Raw genomic sequence first — 15785 nt, forward strand, 5'->3', positions numbered from 1 at the left:
CCTCTCCGATCTCATGACGGGTAGCCGCGGCGCCCGGCGGGTGATGTGGTGATCGCGCCGGTACCGGCCGTCTCGCCGATCTCCGCGTCGACCATCGGCTTGACCTTCGTGCCGAACAGCTCGATCGCGCGCAGATGCTCCGCCTGGGGCAGGCCACCCCAGTCCATGTGGATGAACTGGCGGACATGGCCCCACCGACGCTGAAGGCGCACGATGCGCTCGGCGATCTCCTCCGGTGAACCCACCAGGAGCGCGCCGTCGGACGCCGTGCCGTCGTCGTACGCCGGCCGGCCGGGCGGGACGAATCCGCGCTGTTCGCCGACGGTCTTCATGAACTGGCGGTAGTGCGGCCACCATGTGTCACGGGCCGCGTTCCCGTCGTCGGCCACAAATCCTGGGGTGCCGATCATGACGCGCGTCTGCTCGGCCGTATTGCCCAGCTGGGCAGCCGCGGCCCGGTAGAGGTCCGCGATCGCGGCCGAGCGGATCGGGTCGCCGGCCAGCAGCCCGATCGCCATCGGAAGTCCTCGTTGCGCGGCCCGCACGGCGGACGACGGTGTGCCACCTACCCCGAGCCACACGGGGAGCCGCCCGTGCTCCGCCCGCGGCGGGACATACTCGCCGTTCAGCGGTGGACGGGTCGCGCCCTTCCATGTCACCCGCGGCGAGCGGTTCACTTCCAGCAGGAGGTCGAGCTTCTCCGCGAAGAGCTGGTCGTAGTCCTCCAGGGAGTAGCCGAAGAGCGGGAAGGACTCGGTCGAGGAGCCGCGGCCCGCGATGATTTCAGCCCTCCCGTTCGACAACGCGTCGATCGTGGAGAACTGCTGGTAGATGCGTACGGGATCGTCGGTTCCGAGCACGGTCACGGCGCTCGACAGCTTGATCCGGGACGTACGTGCCGCGACCGCGCCGAGGATCGGCCCCGCCGCTGACGCCGGGAACTCCGGTGTGTGGTGCTCCCCGACACCGAACCAGTCGAGCCCGACCTCTTCTGTCAGGACGGCCGCCTCCTGGATGTTGCGGATCGCCTGTGCTTCCGAGACTCGCTGCCCTGTTTCTGGGTGCGCGCTCGCATCGCCGAATACCGCGATGCCCAGTTCCATAGCTGTCTCCCTCTCGACCAGCCCGCAATCGGACCGCGGTCCGCTTGATGTCAGAGAGCGTAACGGACCACGGTCCGGATATGTTCCCGCCCGAGGGGGGCTGGTTACGCTCGGGCACATGAGCGCACGAGACTTGCCGAGGATCACCCTGGCGGACCGATCGCCGAGGGAGCGGGCCGACGCCGCGCGCAACCGCAGCAGGCTGCTCGACGTCGCCGCGCGACTGGTGGCCGAGCACGGCGCTCAGAACGTCACGATGGACGAGGTGGCCGCCGGAGCCGGTGTCGGCAAGGGCACGGTATTCCGTCGCTTCGGCGACAGGTCCGGTCTCATGCGGGCCCTGCTCGACCACGCGGAGAAGGAGTTTCAGCAGGCGTTTCTCGTGGGCCCCGCCCCGCTGGGGCCTGGTGCCGCGCCCGCCGACCGCCTCCGGGCCTTCGGCATCGCGGCGATCGAGCACCGGCTCCGGTACCGGGACCTGTACCTGGCCGCCGAGCAGCCGGCCGCCGACCGCTATGCGCACGACCCACCGCGCGACCTGCTCGGGCGACACATCGTGGCCCTCTTGGACGCTGCGGGCACGACCGGCGACATCGAGCTGCTCACCGAGGCGCTGCTCGCCTATCTCGACACGACGTTCATCACCTACCTGCACGCGCGGCGCGGCATGTCTGCCCCACGGCTCGAAGCAGGATGGACCCAGTTGATCGACCGCATCATCGGGCCGGACGAGGCGCGTTCAGCAAGGTCTCCCAATAGCGAGGGGTAGGACGGCCGTCGCTCACGCGCTAGACGGGCTACGCGAGCTTCCTGGACCGTGCGCCCGGCGACCCAGGGCCCTTCTGAACGGATCCGGACCGCCTGGCCTGTCGGCGCCAGCTCACTCGCGGCCCGCCGGGCGAAAGCCTCCATGCCCATGGACTCGAACATGCGGTGCGCCGTCCGCAGCTGGGTCCGCGCTGAGGACCGTCGGCGCGTCCGACGGAGCCAGGTCCGTATCGAGCTCGACGTCGAGGGGCCGAACACGCTCGCGACCGGCTACTCCGAGAACGACAGCGAGATGCTGGGCTGGGCCGCACGGCCGGGCCGGTGGCCGGTCCGACCTCGACATAGGCGATGTCGAGGACGTCGGTCAGGGCGTGCTTGATCGGGGTGATCGGGATACCTCTCGTCTCGCGCGCCGCGGCGCAGCGCCCTCGTTCCCGGTCCGACCGCGTACGTCGTCGGTTTGTGACGCCGCACGCCCGCGCCTCCTCGACACGGTCCCGGCGAGCGCCGGCCGGTGGCGTCGAGCGTGGTGTGCCTTTAGACAGTGGCATAAGCGGCCGCAGGCCCGGCTATCGGGAAAGTCCGATCAGAAGGGCCAGATCACCGGCACGTACCAGACCGCGGCCACGAGGAAGAGGAGGGCGAGCGGCAGCCCGAGCCGCCAGTAGTCGCCGAACCGGTAGCCGCCGGGCTGCAGCACCATGAGGTTGACCGGCGTCGCGATCGGGGTGAGGAACGCGGCCGCCCCCACCACCGCGAGGGCCATCATGAACGGTTGGACGCTCACGTCGAGCGTCTGGGCGAAGGACACCGCTACCGGCGCCATGACGAGCACGGTCGCCACGTTCGAGATGAACTGACCCAGCACGAGCGTGAGCGCACACACCGCCAGGAGCGCGAGATGCGGAGACGCGCTCCCGGTGACGCGTATCAGGAGCTCAGCCATCGTGTCGGCCGCACCGGAGGACACGAACGCCGCCGACATCGGGATGAGCGCCGCGATGAGGATCACCGTGTCCCAGGAGACCGCGCGGAGTCCCTGGGGCACGGAGATCACCCTCAGCAGCACGAGAGCCCCTGCTGCCAGCAGCCCGACGATCACCGGAGGGACGCCGCCGGTCGCCAGAAGTGCGATCGCCGCGATCAGCACTCCGAGGCAGCGCTTCCAGCCGGCCCCCAGCGGCACACTCCGTTGCAGGCTTTGCGACGCTTCGACGGCGATGACGTCCGGGGACCGGGTGTAGCGGTGGAGCGCGTCCCACGGTCCGCGGACCAGCACCGAGTCACCGGCCTGCAGCGGTAGCGCGGCCGACCGGGCCGAGGAACCGCTCGGGGAGTCGTTGGCCCGGCGCAAGGCGACGACGACGAGGTTCTCGTCCCGGGTGGTCATACCCGGACTGACGCGACGGCCGATCAGGGTCGAGCGCGGAGCGATGAGCACCTCGACCACACCGGTGCTGTCCGTGAAGAGGCGCGCCGCGTCGAGGTCCGCGGCATAGCTCTCCTGCCACGAGCGCACCCGGTCGCGAGGATCGGCCGCGACGTCGCCCAGGTGCTCCGGAGTGCGCTCCGGCAGGAGGCGGTCGCCAAAGGTGAGTACGAGGAGCATCGTGACCACGACGAGCGGAAGGCCTACCAGCGCGAACTCGAAGTACCCGAACTCCCGGCCGCCCGCTTCGGCAGCTACCTCGGACACGATGACATTCACCGGGGTTCCCGTGAGGGTCAGCATCGACCCCGCACCGGCGGCGAACGCCAGGGGGATGAGCATCATCGAGGGCACGATGCCGGCCCGTGCGGCGGCGACGACGGCGACCGGCAGCAGCGCCGCGACTGCCCCGTTGATGCTGATGATCGCTGCGAGAAGCGCACTCCCGCCGACCATGGTCGCGAGCAGCCCGGTGCGACCGAACGACGAGCACCGTTCGAGCTGCGTCCCGATCCACGCCGTGATCCCCGTGGTCGCCAGTGCTTCGCTGAGCACGAACAACGTCGCGATGAACAGGACGATCGGATCGCTGAACCCGGCCAGCGCGTCACCCAGCGGCAGCACGCCCGTGGCCCACAGCGCCACAGGGACGAACATCGCCACGATCACCAGCGGTATCCGGTTGGTCGCGAAGCCGAGCACCGCCAGCGACAGGATCGTGAACGTCGCGACGAGAGTGTCGATCACGCCCGGGCGTCCCGTGCGTGGTGGTGAGGAGCCCGTCCCTCGTCGTCCATCGTGTGCTCCTTCAGGGCAAGGGACGCATGCCGGTGTCGTCCGCTCAAAGAATAGCCACACGGAGCCGGCGATTACGCCTGCCAGCAGCACGGCCAGTCCTCCCCCGCGTGGTGCGGGCGGCACACCTGCCCAGCGCAGACATCACCGCGCTCAGGGAGAACCGCCATGCTGACCACCTCCACACCGCCGCCCACGCTGCCTCGGTCGCCGCTACACACTCCGCCGAGCACACCAGCCTGATAGCGACCAAGCTCGCAACCCGGCTGCCCCAGGCCGTGGTCGCCCTGATCATCGCCGCGATCGTGTGGGCGTTCGGCGCCAACAGCTCCAACCCGCATCTGGCTGGCCGTGGCAAGACCGGGATCCTGGTCGCCGCAGCGTCCGGCGTCGTGTGCGGTGCCGCCGTGGCGCTGATCAACTTCGGCTGGGACCTCGGGCAGCAGATCTGATGGACATCTGCTCTGTAGGGATCCATCGAAAATGTCACTCGAAGCGGTGTACTTGTCCCCAAGTTGTCACTAGGACGACCTACTTGTCACTGGCTTCCGATGCGAGTTTGACTTCGGGGCCGTAGCTGGCAGCAGCCTTTACTCGATCATCGGGGCCTTCCTGATGATTCCCTGGTGGTCGCCGTGGCGATGCTGGCGGTCTGCGGCTTCGTCTGGGCCGTCGTGTCCGCCGCAGGCAGTTGGCAGGTCTCCGTCAAGGCTCGCATCGGCGCCCTGGTGACGGTGACGGTACCGTGCTTGCCGAGACGAGAGAGGCATGGACGAACTGGCTGATCGACCTCGGCTCCACGGTATGAGGTCCCGGCGTCACCGGATGCGGCCGATGGTGGTCCGGTCACGGCTGCACCTGTCCGGTCACTAGCCGATAAGTCCCGCGGTATCGAAGACAACCCCGACAACGCCGATCCCGAACAGCAGGATCGCGAATCGTCGTGCGACCTCGGAGCGCAGTGCCTCGACAATCCTGGCCGTCGTACGAAGCAGTGCGAACAAGGTGGCGTCGCGGATCTCGCGATCCTCGAACGTGATCCAGGTGGCGAGCGCAAGGCTCACGAGCACGACGCCAATGACGATCAGCGGATGTGGCCGTTCCGCGAAAGCAAGGAGGACCACCGGGCTGAGCACCAGCACCGAGAACCCGGCTGCGGCACCGATCGCCTTGGCCGGTCCCACGCGCACCGACCGCTCGGTACGTGTCGCCGCTCGAAGCTCGACGTACTTCATCACGGCGGAGTGAAGCTCGGCACCGCGAGGGCTCTCAGATGCGAACTGCTCGGTGCCGGTGGGAAAGAAGTATGCCGTGATGCGGTCGTACACGTCCTGGTAGTCAACGATGCTCGTCGCCAGGCCCTTCGGCACCAGATCCGGAGGGTCCTGCGCGCGGCGATACAACTCCGTCGTCACGGTGACTGGCTCCCCCAAGATCGGGTCGTTCTCGATCGAGCCTCCGTGGACGAACTCCGCGTCTGTCACGTCGTCCAGGACCCGCTGGGCGACCTTCCTGTGACGGTTGGCGTCGTCGATCGCGGTGGCTCTGGCGAGGACCGCATCGGATCGGGCTCTCAGTGCGCTGGCCCAGCGTCGCAGCGTGCGGGCACCTCGCCGGTTCAGCAGCTCAAGCCCAAAACCGAGGATCCCGAGAACTTGAGCGACTGCCTCGGCCACCTCCCATGCGCTCGGCATCGCGGCCCCCCTGGTCTTCGTCACGCGCGCACGGCACCCACCTGCACCGGTGAGGCTACTCGGCCGCCCCCCGACCTGCCCCCCCCCTGAGCCCGGGGGTCATCGCCGTGGCCAGCTGGGTCGGCATCACCGGGACCACGGACCTCCCCCTGTATCTCCGGGAGTCAGCCCGTGCCGTGGCCCCACGACCGGTCAGGCCCACGGGTCGGTCGTACGTTCGTCGTCCGCTACGCGGCCTGGGAGATCGACAGGACCGCCCGGGCGCGAACACGACCGGCCTTGCTACAGCAGCCGCCCGCCCGTGACACCGATCCTGTCGCCGGTGATATAGCCCGACTCCTGCGATGCGAAGAACACATACGCCGGCGCCAGCTCGGCAGGCTGGCCCGCCCGACCGAGCGGCGTGTCGCCACCGAACTGTTCCACCTTCTCGTCCGGCAGCGTCGCGGGGATCAGGGGTGTCCAGATCGGTCCCGGCGCCACCGCGTTGACACGGATGCCCTCCGGCGCAAGCTGCTGCGCCAGCCCCTTCGTGAAGTTGAGGATCGCCGCCTTCGTCGTCGCGTAGTCGAGCAGCTGCGGGCTCGGTTCGAACGCCTGGATCGACGTCGTGTTGATGATCGACCCACCCCTGGGCAGGTGACTCAGCGCCGCCTTGGTGATCCAGAACAGGGCATAGACGTTCGTCTTCAGCACGCGATCGAGCTGGTCGGTCGTGATGCCGCGGAGCCCCTCGTCCTGGGACATCTGGTAGGCGGCGTTGTTCACGAGGATGTCCAGGCCTCCGAGGCCGTCCACCGCGTCGGCGACGAGCCGGTGACAGAATTCCTCGTCGCGGATGTCGCCCGGCAGCAGCACCGCCTTGCGGCCTGCGTCCTGGACCCAGTGCGCCGTCGTCCGGGCATCCGGTTCCTCCTCCGGCAGGTAGGAGATCGCGACATCTGCACCCTCGCGGGCGAACGCGATCGCAACCGCCCGCCCGATGCCGGAGTCGCCACCCGTGATCAGCGCCCGCTTGCCGCCCAGCCGGCCGGAACCTCGATAGGTGTCCTCGCCGTGGTCTGGCTCCTGCGACATGTCACCGGTGCGACCCGGAGGTTCGAGCTCGTCCGCCGGCTGCTCCGGTCGCGGGTGCTGGGTGGTCGGATCCTGCGGCGTGGTCTGGTCGGACATGCACAACTCCCCTGTCGACTCGAGCAGAGCCTCCAGAATGGAACCAGCGACAGTCACTCGCACGACAGGACCCCAGGTTCGACGTTCTCTCGCTGTGCGGGCCATCGCCTCAACAGCCACCTTCGCAGCCAGACGTGTACCAGTTCGCCACGGACTTCGATACACCCGCACACATTCGGACGACGGCCCGCGACCTGCGGGCTCATCTCCGGTCCCGTGGACCTCAGTGGGACTTCGTGTGGCCTCCCGAGACCACTCCTGTCCGCTTCCGTCCCACGGCTAGAAAGAGAAACAGCAGGTCAGGTAGCATTTCCCAGTTCAGGGACCGAGGGTCACCGCACCACGCTCCCGAGCCCGTCGAGAAAGGCTGAGATCCGGTCGGTGGTCGCGGCGGGGTTCTCGAGCGGCGGAAGGTGACCCGAGCCCGGGACGGAGTCGACCGTCGACCCGGGCACCTGGTCGGCGATCTCCTGCATCGACGCCCGCGGTGTCCGGGCGTCGTGCTCCCCGATGAGCAACAGGGTCGGTGGTGCGGACGAGCGAAGGACCGGCAGTGCGTCCGGCCGGTCGCGCATGGCTTCGAGGGCGCCGACGATCCCCGCGGGCGCGGGGCAGCGCATCATCGCCCGGAGCTGCCGGCGCACGTCCGCGGGTGCGTCGTGCGCAAGGAACGTCGGGGCGAGCTCGTCCAGCAGGCCGCCGACGTCGCCGTGCCGCACCCGGGCGATCATCTCGGTGCGGCGCGCCCTGCGCTCCGCCGTGTCCGCCTCCGCCCGCGCGTCCAGGACGACGAGGGCCGCCACCCGCTCCCGGTGCCTGCGCAGCAGCTCGAAGGCGACGTAGCCGCCCAGGCTCAGCCCGCAGACCACGGTGCGCTCCACGCCGAGGGCGTCGAGCAGGCCCGCGAGGTCGTCGGCGTAGACGCTCACGTCGTAGGGCTGCTCGGGTGCCTCGCTCCGGCCCATGCCGCGCAGGTCCGGGGCGATCCGGCGCAGCCCGTCCAGCGTGCGGACCTGATGGCGCCACATCGTGCGGTCGAGCAGGAAGCCGTGGACGAACAGGATCGCCGGCCCGTCACCCAGGTCGTCATAGGCGAGCCGCACACCGTTCACGACGATGTGCCGCGGGTCGCCGGGCGGCCCCATCCGCGTCGTGCCCGGAACCGGCGCTACAGCGTTCGGTCGGCGCGGTGGTCCGCGAGGCCCGCCGTCTCGTGCCGGGTGACCTCCACCATGTCCATGTCGACGCCGCCGCCGGGACGCCGCTCCAGCCCGTAGACCTGCTGCGCGAAGTCCATCCGGCTGAGGACCTCATCGATCTCGTCGTCCTTCTCGGGCGGAAGGACCTGGGCGGGGTCACCGACCGCCACCCACTTGATCGGGACGAGCGACCGAGGCGGCAGGACGCTGCCGACATGCACGACGCCGTCGATCCGAACCTCCGTGCGCTCGCCGACGCGAGCGCCCTGGTAGATCCGCACGCCCGTGGCGAGGAAGGACTGGTCCTCCACGGTGCAGCCCTTGAGCGACGCGTGCGGTCCGACCAGCACGTGGTCACCGATGGTGACCGCGTCGCTGCTGGTGCTGCGGATGTTGAGGTTCTCGCGGATCACGCACTGCGCGCCGATGCGCACCGGTGCGCCGTGCGCCTCGATCACGGCGCCGAACGAGACGTGCGTGCGAGGTCCGATCGTCACGTCTCCGCAGACCACGGCGGTCGGGGCGACGTATGCGGTCGGGTCGATGCTCGGTCGTTTGCCTTGGTGCTCCAACAGCATGGGCGACAGCCTCCATCGGGTGGCGCGCTGGGTGGTTCGACCATCTCAAGTCTAGCGAGAGGTCTGCGAGCGCTCATCAGCGCAGCGGTTCACCCCTCGTCGCTGGCCAACCGGCATCCGGCCTGGTCAGGAGACCAGGCCGGACTCCGGCCGATGCTCAGACGTTGAACCCGAGCATCCGCAGCTGCTCCTTGCCGTCGTCCGTGATCTTCTCCGGACCCCACGGCGGCATCCAGACCCAGTTCACGCGGAACCCGTCGACGATGCCTTCGAGCGCCTGCGCGGTCTGGTCCTCGATCACGTCCGTCAGCGGGCACGCCGCCGACGTGAGCGTCATGTCGATGGTGGTGTGGTTGTTCTGGTCCACCTGGATGCCGTACACCAGGCCCAGGTCGACGACGTTGATGCCCAGCTCGGGGTCGATCACGTCGCGCATCGCTTCCTCGACATCCACCGCGGTGGTGGGCGAAGGGCCCACCCCGTCAGCGGGAGCGGCCGGGGCTTCCTGCCCGACCTCGGTGCTCGCCTCAGTCATCGGTCTCTCCTCACCTCGTTGCCAGCGCGCCACTGCGCGCCAGCGAGTCCTTGAGCGCTGCCCAACCGAGCAGCGCGCACTTGATTCGCGCGGGGTACTGCGACACGCCGGTGAAGGCAGCCGCGTCGCCGAGGGCGTCCTCGGCCTCGTCGTCGTCCAGGCCCTTGCCACGGGACGACATCAGGTCGTGGAACAGCCCGTCGAGCCGCGCCACCTCGGCGAGGGGAACGCCCTCCACCAACGATGTCATGACCGACACCGACGCCTGGGAGATGGAGCATCCCTGCCCTTCCCACGAGACGCCCGCCACCGTGCCCTCCGGCGTGACGTCGACCCGGAGGGTCACCTCGTCACCGCACGTCGGGTTCACCTGGTGCGACTCCCCCGCGAGGTGCCCTTCTGCCGACGCAAGGTCGACGAGCCCGTGGCCCACCGGACGCTTCGCGTGGTCAAGGATCACCTGCTGGTACATCTGCTCGAGCGTGCTCACGACGCTGCCTCTCTCGATCTTCCGAACAGTCTTGCCGAAGTTCTCACTCTGCTCCGAAGAACGCGCGGACCCCCGCCAACGCTTCCCGGAACGCCACGACCTCTTCGACCGTCGTGTAGACCGACGCCGACGCGCGCGCCGTTGCGGCCACGCCGAACCGGCGGTGCAGCGGCTGCGCGCAGTGGTGCCCCACCCGGACGGCGATCCCCTTGTCGTCGAGCACCTGTCCGACGTCGTGCGCGTGCACGCCGTCGACCACGAACGAGACCACGGCGAGGCGATCCGCCGTGTCGAGCGGACCGATCACGCGAACACCGGGGATCTCGGCGATCTTCAGCATCTCCGCCGCGAGCTCGGTCTCGTGCCGGGCGACGCCGGCCATGCCGAGCTCGTCGAGGTACTGCGCTGCGCAGCCCATGCCGACGGCCTGCGCGACCATCTGGGTGCCCGCCTCGAAGCGCTGCGGCGGCGGCGCGTAGGTGGTGCTCTCCATGGTCACCACCTCGACCATGGACCCGCCCGTGACGGTGGGCGGCATGGCCTCGAGCAGCTCGCGCCGCCCGTACAGCGCGCCGACGCCGGTGGGACCGAGCATCTTGTGCCCGCTGAACGCGGCGAAGTCGACGCCGAGCTCGTGGAAGCTCACCGGCATGTTCGGCACCGACTGGCAGGCGTCGAGCACCGTGACGGCGCCCACGCGCCGCGCGGCCGCGACGAGTGCCGAGACGGGCGCGACGGCACCGGTCACGTTCGACACGTGCCCGAATGCCAGCACCTTGGTGCGCTCGGTGAGGAGCCCGTCGAGGTTCGACAGGTCGAGCCTGCCGTCGTCGGTCACCGGGATCCAGCGCAGGGTGGCGCCCGTGCGGGCGCACAGCTCCTGCCACGGGACCAGGTTGGCGTGGTGCTCCGCCTCTGTCACGAGGATCTCGTCGCCGGGCGCGAGCCGGAACGGCGCGGCCGCTTCTCCCCCGCGACCCAGGGTCGCGTTGGAGAAGGCGTAGGCCACGACGTTGATCGCGGCCGTAGCACCCGGCTGCCAGACGATCTCGTCATCGTCCGCGCCGACGAACGCGGCGACCGCCGCGCGCGCCCGCTCGAACGCCTCAGTGGCTTCCTCGGCGAGCTGGTGCGCACCGCGGTGGACCGCGGCGTTGCGCTGCTCGTAGAAGTCCACCTCGGTGTCGAGTACGACCTGCGGTTTCTGGGACGTCGCGGCGGAGTCCAGGTACACGAGGGGTTGACCACCCCGCACCGTGCGCTCGAGCAGCGGGAAGTCCGCCCGGACGGCGGCCAGCTCGGTCGTCGAGATCTCGACGACCGGCGCGTCGCCCGGGGCGGTGTCGCCCGGACGCACGGTGGCGGTGGTGGTCATGATGTCCCTTCGCGGTACGTCAGCAGTGGATCAGGCCGAGACCGTCTTGTTCGCGCCGAGGTACTTGTCGTAGCCCTCTTCCTCGAGGCGGTCGGCCAGCTCGGAGCCGCCCTCCTCCGCGATCTTGCCGTCGACGAAGACATGCACGAAGTCCGGCTTGATGTAGCGCAGGATGCGCGTGTAGTGCGTGATGAGGAGGATGCCGATGTCGGTCTCCTCCTTGGCCCGGTTGACGCCCTCGGACACGACACGCAGCGCGTCGACGTCCAGACCGGAGTCGGTCTCGTCGAGGATCGCGAAACGGGGCTTGAAGAGCTCCATCTGCAGGATCTCGTGGCGCTTCTTCTCACCACCGGAGAAGCCCTCATTCACGGAGCGCTCGGCGAAGGCCGGGTCCATGCGGAGGTTCTCCATCGCACCCTTGACCTCCTTGCCCCACGTACGGAGCTTGGGGGCCTCGCCGGAGATGGCGGTCTTGGCGGTGCGCAGGAAGTTGGCGACCGACACGCCGGAGACCTCGACCGGGTACTGCATGGCGAGGAACAGGCCGGCGCGGGCGCGCTGGTCGACGGTCATCTCCAGCAGGTCCTCGCCGTCCAGCGTGGCGGTACCCGAGGTGACCGTGTACTTGGGGTGGCCGGCGAGCGCCGACGCGAGGGTGGACTTGCCCGAGCCGTTGGGGCCCATGATGGCGTGGGTCTCACCGCTGGCGATGGTCAGGTCGACACCGCGCAGGATCGGCTTGGGGCCTTCCTTGGTCTCGACGCTGACGTGCAGGTCGCGAATCTCGAGGGTGGGCATATCGGTTACTCCAGGGTTAGCTTGCGAAGTCAGTTGTTCAGGAGACAGGCACGGTCACGTCGATGTCGACGAGCACCCGCTCGCCGTCGACGGTCACCGGGTAGACGGGCACGGGGCGCACCGCCGGAAGCTGGACGGGCTGACCCGTCCGCAGGTCGAACTGCGAGCCGTGCAGCCAGCACTCCACGAGGCAGCCCTCCACCTCGCCGTCGGACAGCGAGACGGCGCCGTGGGAGCAGATGTCGGAGATGGCGTGGAAGGTGCCGTCCGCGTCGCGCGCCACGGCGACCGGGACCGGGGCACCGTCTGCGCCGTCGAGCTCGACGAGCATCGCTTCCTCCGGTCCCAGGTCGTCGGTCATACAGGCGAGCTGCGCGGTCATGCGGTCGGCGCTCCGGTGATCACGCTCATCGACTTCTCCAGCTCGGCCTCGATGGAGGCGAGCAGGCGCTCCTCGACGGAAGGCACGCCGATCTCGTGGATGAGCTCGGCGAAGAAGCCGCGCACGACGAGACGACGAGCCTCGATCTCGGGGATGCCCCGGGCCTGGAGGTAGAAGAGCTGCTCGTCGTCGAACCGGCCGGTGGCGCTCGCGTGGCCGGCGCCGGCGATCTCGCCGGTCTCGATCTCGAGGTTGGGCACCGAGTCCGCGCGCGCGCCGTCCGACAGGACCAGGTTGCGGTTGAGCTCGTAGGTGTCCGTGTTCTCGGCGGCGGCCCGGATCAGGACGTCGCCCACCCACACGGTGTGCGCACCGGAGCCCTGCAGGGCGCCCTTGTAGGTCACGCGGGACTTGCAGTCCGGCACCGCGTGGTCCACGAAGAGGCGGTGCTCCTGGTGCTGGTCGGTGTCCGCGAAGTAGAGGCCCACCATCTCGACCTCACCACCCTCTGCGGTGAACTCGGCGTCCGGGGTGACGCGCACGACGTCGCCGCCGAACGTCACCACGACGTGCTTGAGCTTCGCGTCGCGGCCCAGGCGGGCCCGGTGCGAGGAGGCGTGCACTGCGCCGTCGGCCCAGTCCTGGACGCTGACGACGGTGAGGTGCGCGCCGTCCTCGACGACGATCTCGACCGTCTCGGCGAGCGTGCCGGATCCGTCGTGGTCCAGGACCACCACGGCCTCGGAGTGCCGCTCTGCGCGGACGAGCACGTGGGCGGCCGTCGCGTCCTGCGACACCCCCGTGAGGCGCACCGAGGTGACCTCCGAGGCCACGGCCTCCTTGGGGATCGTCACGATCGTGGCCTGCTCGAAGGCGTTCCACGCGGTGACGGCCGTGCGGTCGCCGGGCTTGCCTGCGGTGCCGAGGCGGGCGTCGTCGCGGGCGACGGTCTCCACCACTACCTCGGGGGCAGCGGACACCTCGACGGTGACGCCCGAGGTGCCGAGGTCAGCCTGGAACAGCGGCTGGAGGCGGTCGGCCGGGGAGAAGCGCCACTCCTCCTCGCGGCCGTTGGGGATGGGGATGTCCTCGAGGGAGAAGGACGTGCGGCGCTCTGCTCGCGAGCCCTGGGGCTTGACGGCGCCGTGTGTGTGGGCGCCGTCGGCAACAGCGCGCGAGTGATCGGTCGTGAGAGTCATGTCAGCCGACGGACCCTTCCATCTGCAGCTCGATGAGGCGGTTGAGCTCGAGTGCGTACTCCATGGGCAGCTCACGCGCGATGGGCTCGACGAACCCGCGCACGATCATGGCCATGGCCTCGGTCTCTTCCATACCTCGGGACATGAGGTAGAACAGCTGGTCCTCGCTCACCCGCGAGACCGTGGCCTCGTGACCCATGGACACGTCGTCCTCGCGGACGTCCACGTAGGGGTAGGTGTCGCTGCGGGAGATCTGGTCCACCAGCAGCGCGTCGCAGAGGACGTTCGACGCGGAGTGGGAGGCGCCCTCGAGCACCTGGACCAGACCGCGGTAGGACGTGCGGCCGCCGCCGCGCGCCACGGACTTGCTCACGATCGACGACGAGGTGTTCGGCGCCGCGTGCACCATCTTGGCGCCGGCGTCCTGGTGCTGACCCTCGCCCGCGAAGGCGATGGACAGCGTCTCGCCGCGGGCGTGCTCGCCCAGCAGGTAGATCGCCGGGTACTTCATCGTGACCTTGGAGCCGATGTTGCCGTCGACCCACTCCATCTGAGCACCCTCAGCGGCCGTGGCGCGCTTGGTGACCAGGTTGTACACGTTGTTCGACCAGTTCTGGATCGTCGTGTAGCGCACGCGGGCGTTCTTCTTCACGATGATCTCGACGACTGCGGAGTGCAGGGAGTCCGACGTGTAGATCGGCGCCGTGCAGCCCTCGACGTAGTGCACGTACGAGCCCTCGTCGGCGATGATCAGCGTGCGCTCGAACTGGCCCATGTTCTCGGTGTTGATCCGGAAGTAGGCCTGCAGCGGGATCTCCACGTGCACGCCCGGCGGCACGTAGACGAACGAGCCACCCGACCACACGGCCGAGTTCAGCGCGGAGAACTTGTTGTCACCGGAGGGGATGACCGTGCCGAAGTACTCCTGGAAGAGCTCCGGGTAGTCGCGCAGGCCCGTGTCGGTGTCGACGAAGATGACGCCCTGCTCCTCCAGGTCCTCACGGATCTGGTGGTAGACGACCTCGGACTCGTACTGGGCGGCGACGCCCGCGACGAGGCGCTGCTTCTCCGCCTCGGGGATGCCGAGCCTGTCGTACGTGTTCTTGATGTCGTCCGGCAGGTCCTCCCAGGAGGTGGCCTGCTTCTCCGTGGAGCGCACGAAGTACTTGATCTTGTCGAAGTCGATGCCCGACAGGTCGGAGCCCCAGCTCGGCATGGGCTTCTTGCCGAAGAGACGCAGCGCCTTGAGGCGCTGGTTCAGCATCCACTCGGGCTCGCTCTTGAGCGCCGAGATGTTGCGGACCACTTCCTCGCTCAGGCCACGCTGCGCGGACATGCCCGCGGCATCGCTGTCGTGCCAGCCGTACTCGTAAGAGCCGATCGACGAGATGATCTCGTCATCGGTCTGCCGGCCGGAGCTCTGTTCTGGCGCTTGCGTTTCTGCGCTCATCACTTTCCTTCGGTGGGGGTCGTCGCGGGGATGTTCGTCGCGGGGGTGTGCAGAGGGAGGTTCACGGGGATGTTGGTCGTGCAGGCGTGTGCGCCACCGGCGATGGTCGCGAGACGCTGGACGTGCGAGCCGAGCAGCTCGCTGAACGCGCGCGCCTCCTGCTCGCACAGCTCGGGGAACTCCTCGGCCACGTGCTGGACCGGGCAGTGCCCCTGGCAGAGCTGGACCGCCCGCGCCACGGTGCCGGCCGTCGGGCCGGTCAGCGGAGCAGGAACGGGCCTGACCGAAGCGGCATAACCGTCGGCGGACAGCAGCTGGACGAGCTGGGCGGCCCGACCCTCCGCGGTGTCAGCGGTGAGGTGCGGCGCATAGCTGCGGGCGACGGCGTCGAACCGCTCCTTGGCGAAGCCGGCCACCGCCTCGCTGCCGCCCGTCTCCCGCAGGAACCGCAGGACCTGGCGGGCGATCTCCTGGTAGCCGCCGGCCAGCTCCGACTGGCCGCCGCTCGTGACGACGTACCGCCGTGCGGGCCGCCCACGCCGAGGGACGCCCGACCGGGAGGCCTCGTGCACCGTGATCTTGCCGTCCTCCTCCAGGAGGGTGAGGTGCCTGCGCACGGCCGGGGCCGTCAGCTCGAGCACCGCGGCGAGGGCGCCGGCGGTGACCGGGCCTCGGGACGCGACGAGCTCGAGCACTCGCCGGCGCGTGGTGCCATCGGTCTCGTGGCTGGCCACGTGTCCGACCTGCACCTCTGTCGGTGCGCTCATGCTGGTCACCTCCCTCACGTCGGTCCGGGGGCATGCTTCACCCCCGG

Annotated in this window: 17 protein-coding genes; 3 read left to right on the forward strand and 14 right to left on the reverse strand. The window is 69.3% G+C overall.

The annotated features are described in order from the left end of the window. Window positions 1–11: 11 nt before the first annotated feature. Window positions 12–1103, reverse strand: a complete 1092-nt coding sequence (locus ACFS27_RS20280; RefSeq protein ID WP_377186574.1) for an LLM class flavin-dependent oxidoreductase — start codon at window positions 1101–1103, stop codon at window positions 12–14. A gap of 118 nt (window positions 1104–1221) precedes the next feature. Between ACFS27_RS20280 and ACFS27_RS20285 the strand changes: the two genes are divergently transcribed. Next, on the forward strand, window positions 1222–1872 hold the full coding sequence (locus ACFS27_RS20285; protein ID WP_377186577.1) for a TetR/AcrR family transcriptional regulator: 651 nt from the start codon (window positions 1222–1224) through the stop codon (window positions 1870–1872). 585 nt (window positions 1873–2457) lie between these two features. On the opposite strand, the gene ACFS27_RS20290 is transcribed toward ACFS27_RS20285, so the two are convergent. Beyond that, entirely contained in the window at window positions 2458–4047 is a 1590-nt protein-coding gene (locus ACFS27_RS20290; protein WP_377186580.1) for an SLC13 family permease, read from the reverse strand. Between the two features lie 158 nt (window positions 4048–4205). Here ACFS27_RS20290 and ACFS27_RS20295 point away from each other — a divergent pair, with 158 nt between their 5' ends. Together ACFS27_RS20295 and ACFS27_RS20300 are read left to right on the forward strand one after the other, a co-directional pair. Further along, the gene (locus ACFS27_RS20295) at window positions 4206–4547 is read left to right on the forward strand and encodes a DUF6112 family protein (RefSeq protein ID WP_377186583.1); all 342 of its coding nucleotides are present in this window, start codon (window positions 4206–4208) and stop codon (window positions 4545–4547) included. Between the two features lie 183 nt (window positions 4548–4730). Beyond that, the gene (locus ACFS27_RS20300; protein WP_377191104.1) at window positions 4731–4880 is read left to right on the forward strand and encodes a DUF6112 family protein; all 150 of its coding nucleotides are present in this window, start codon (window positions 4731–4733) and stop codon (window positions 4878–4880) included. An 84-nt stretch (window positions 4881–4964) separates the two neighbouring features. On the opposite strand, the gene ACFS27_RS20305 is transcribed toward ACFS27_RS20300, so the two are convergent. The 12 genes from ACFS27_RS20305 to ACFS27_RS20360 form a co-directional block, all read right to left on the reverse strand. Beyond that, window positions 4965–5771 (reverse strand): hypothetical protein, encoded by an 807-nt coding sequence (locus ACFS27_RS20305; protein WP_377186586.1) that lies wholly within the window; start codon window positions 5769–5771, stop codon window positions 4965–4967. Window positions 5772–6071: 300 nt separating this feature from the next. Then, window positions 6072–6962: an SDR family oxidoreductase gene (locus ACFS27_RS20310; RefSeq protein ID WP_377186589.1), complete on the reverse strand. Its 891-nt coding sequence runs from the start codon at window positions 6960–6962 to the stop codon at window positions 6072–6074. A 332-nt stretch (window positions 6963–7294) separates the two neighbouring features. After that, window positions 7295–8107 (reverse strand): alpha/beta fold hydrolase, encoded by an 813-nt coding sequence (locus ACFS27_RS20315; RefSeq protein ID WP_377186592.1) that lies wholly within the window; start codon window positions 8105–8107, stop codon window positions 7295–7297. Between the two features lie 23 nt (window positions 8108–8130). Next, window positions 8131–8739 (reverse strand): gamma carbonic anhydrase family protein, encoded by a 609-nt coding sequence (locus tag ACFS27_RS20320; RefSeq protein WP_377186595.1) that lies wholly within the window; start codon window positions 8737–8739, stop codon window positions 8131–8133. Between the two features lie 157 nt (window positions 8740–8896). After that, window positions 8897–9274, reverse strand: coding sequence for a metal-sulfur cluster assembly factor (locus ACFS27_RS20325; RefSeq protein ID WP_357469914.1), 378 nt, complete (start codon window positions 9272–9274; stop codon window positions 8897–8899). A 10-nt stretch (window positions 9275–9284) separates the two neighbouring features. Continuing rightward, entirely contained in the window at window positions 9285–9764 is a 480-nt protein-coding gene (gene sufU / locus ACFS27_RS20330; protein WP_377186600.1) for a Fe-S cluster assembly sulfur transfer protein SufU, read from the reverse strand. Between the two features lie 43 nt (window positions 9765–9807). Next, window positions 9808–11139 (reverse strand): SufS family cysteine desulfurase, encoded by a 1332-nt coding sequence (locus ACFS27_RS20335; RefSeq protein WP_377186603.1) that lies wholly within the window; start codon window positions 11137–11139, stop codon window positions 9808–9810. A 30-nt stretch (window positions 11140–11169) separates the two neighbouring features. Next, the gene (gene sufC, locus ACFS27_RS20340) at window positions 11170–11940 is read right to left on the reverse strand and encodes a Fe-S cluster assembly ATPase SufC (RefSeq protein WP_357469922.1); all 771 of its coding nucleotides are present in this window, start codon (window positions 11938–11940) and stop codon (window positions 11170–11172) included. 37 nt (window positions 11941–11977) lie between these two features. Continuing rightward, a complete protein-coding gene (locus ACFS27_RS20345) occupies window positions 11978–12322 on the reverse strand; it encodes a non-heme iron oxygenase ferredoxin subunit (RefSeq protein WP_253868456.1) in 345 nt (114 codons plus the stop codon). Further along, entirely contained in the window at window positions 12319–13521 is a 1203-nt protein-coding gene (gene sufD, locus ACFS27_RS20350; protein ID WP_377186608.1) for a Fe-S cluster assembly protein SufD, read from the reverse strand. Before sufD ends, ACFS27_RS20345 begins: the two co-directional genes overlap by 4 nt. Before the next feature lies 1 nt (window position 13522). After that, window positions 13523–14971 carry a Fe-S cluster assembly protein SufB gene (sufB, locus tag ACFS27_RS20355; RefSeq protein ID WP_377186611.1) on the reverse strand — a complete coding sequence of 483 codons (1449 nt, stop codon included), beginning with the start codon at window positions 14969–14971 and terminating at the stop codon, window positions 13523–13525. Beyond that, window positions 14971–15738: a helix-turn-helix transcriptional regulator gene (locus ACFS27_RS20360; protein ID WP_377186614.1), complete on the reverse strand. Its 768-nt coding sequence runs from the start codon at window positions 15736–15738 to the stop codon at window positions 14971–14973. Before ACFS27_RS20360 ends, sufB begins: the two co-directional genes overlap by 1 nt. Window positions 15739–15785 lie beyond the last annotated feature (47 nt).

Origin of the sequence: Promicromonospora vindobonensis (genome assembly GCF_042685865.1) — a bacterium.
Classification (GTDB): Bacteria; Actinomycetota; Actinomycetes; order Actinomycetales; family Cellulomonadaceae; genus Promicromonospora; species Promicromonospora vindobonensis.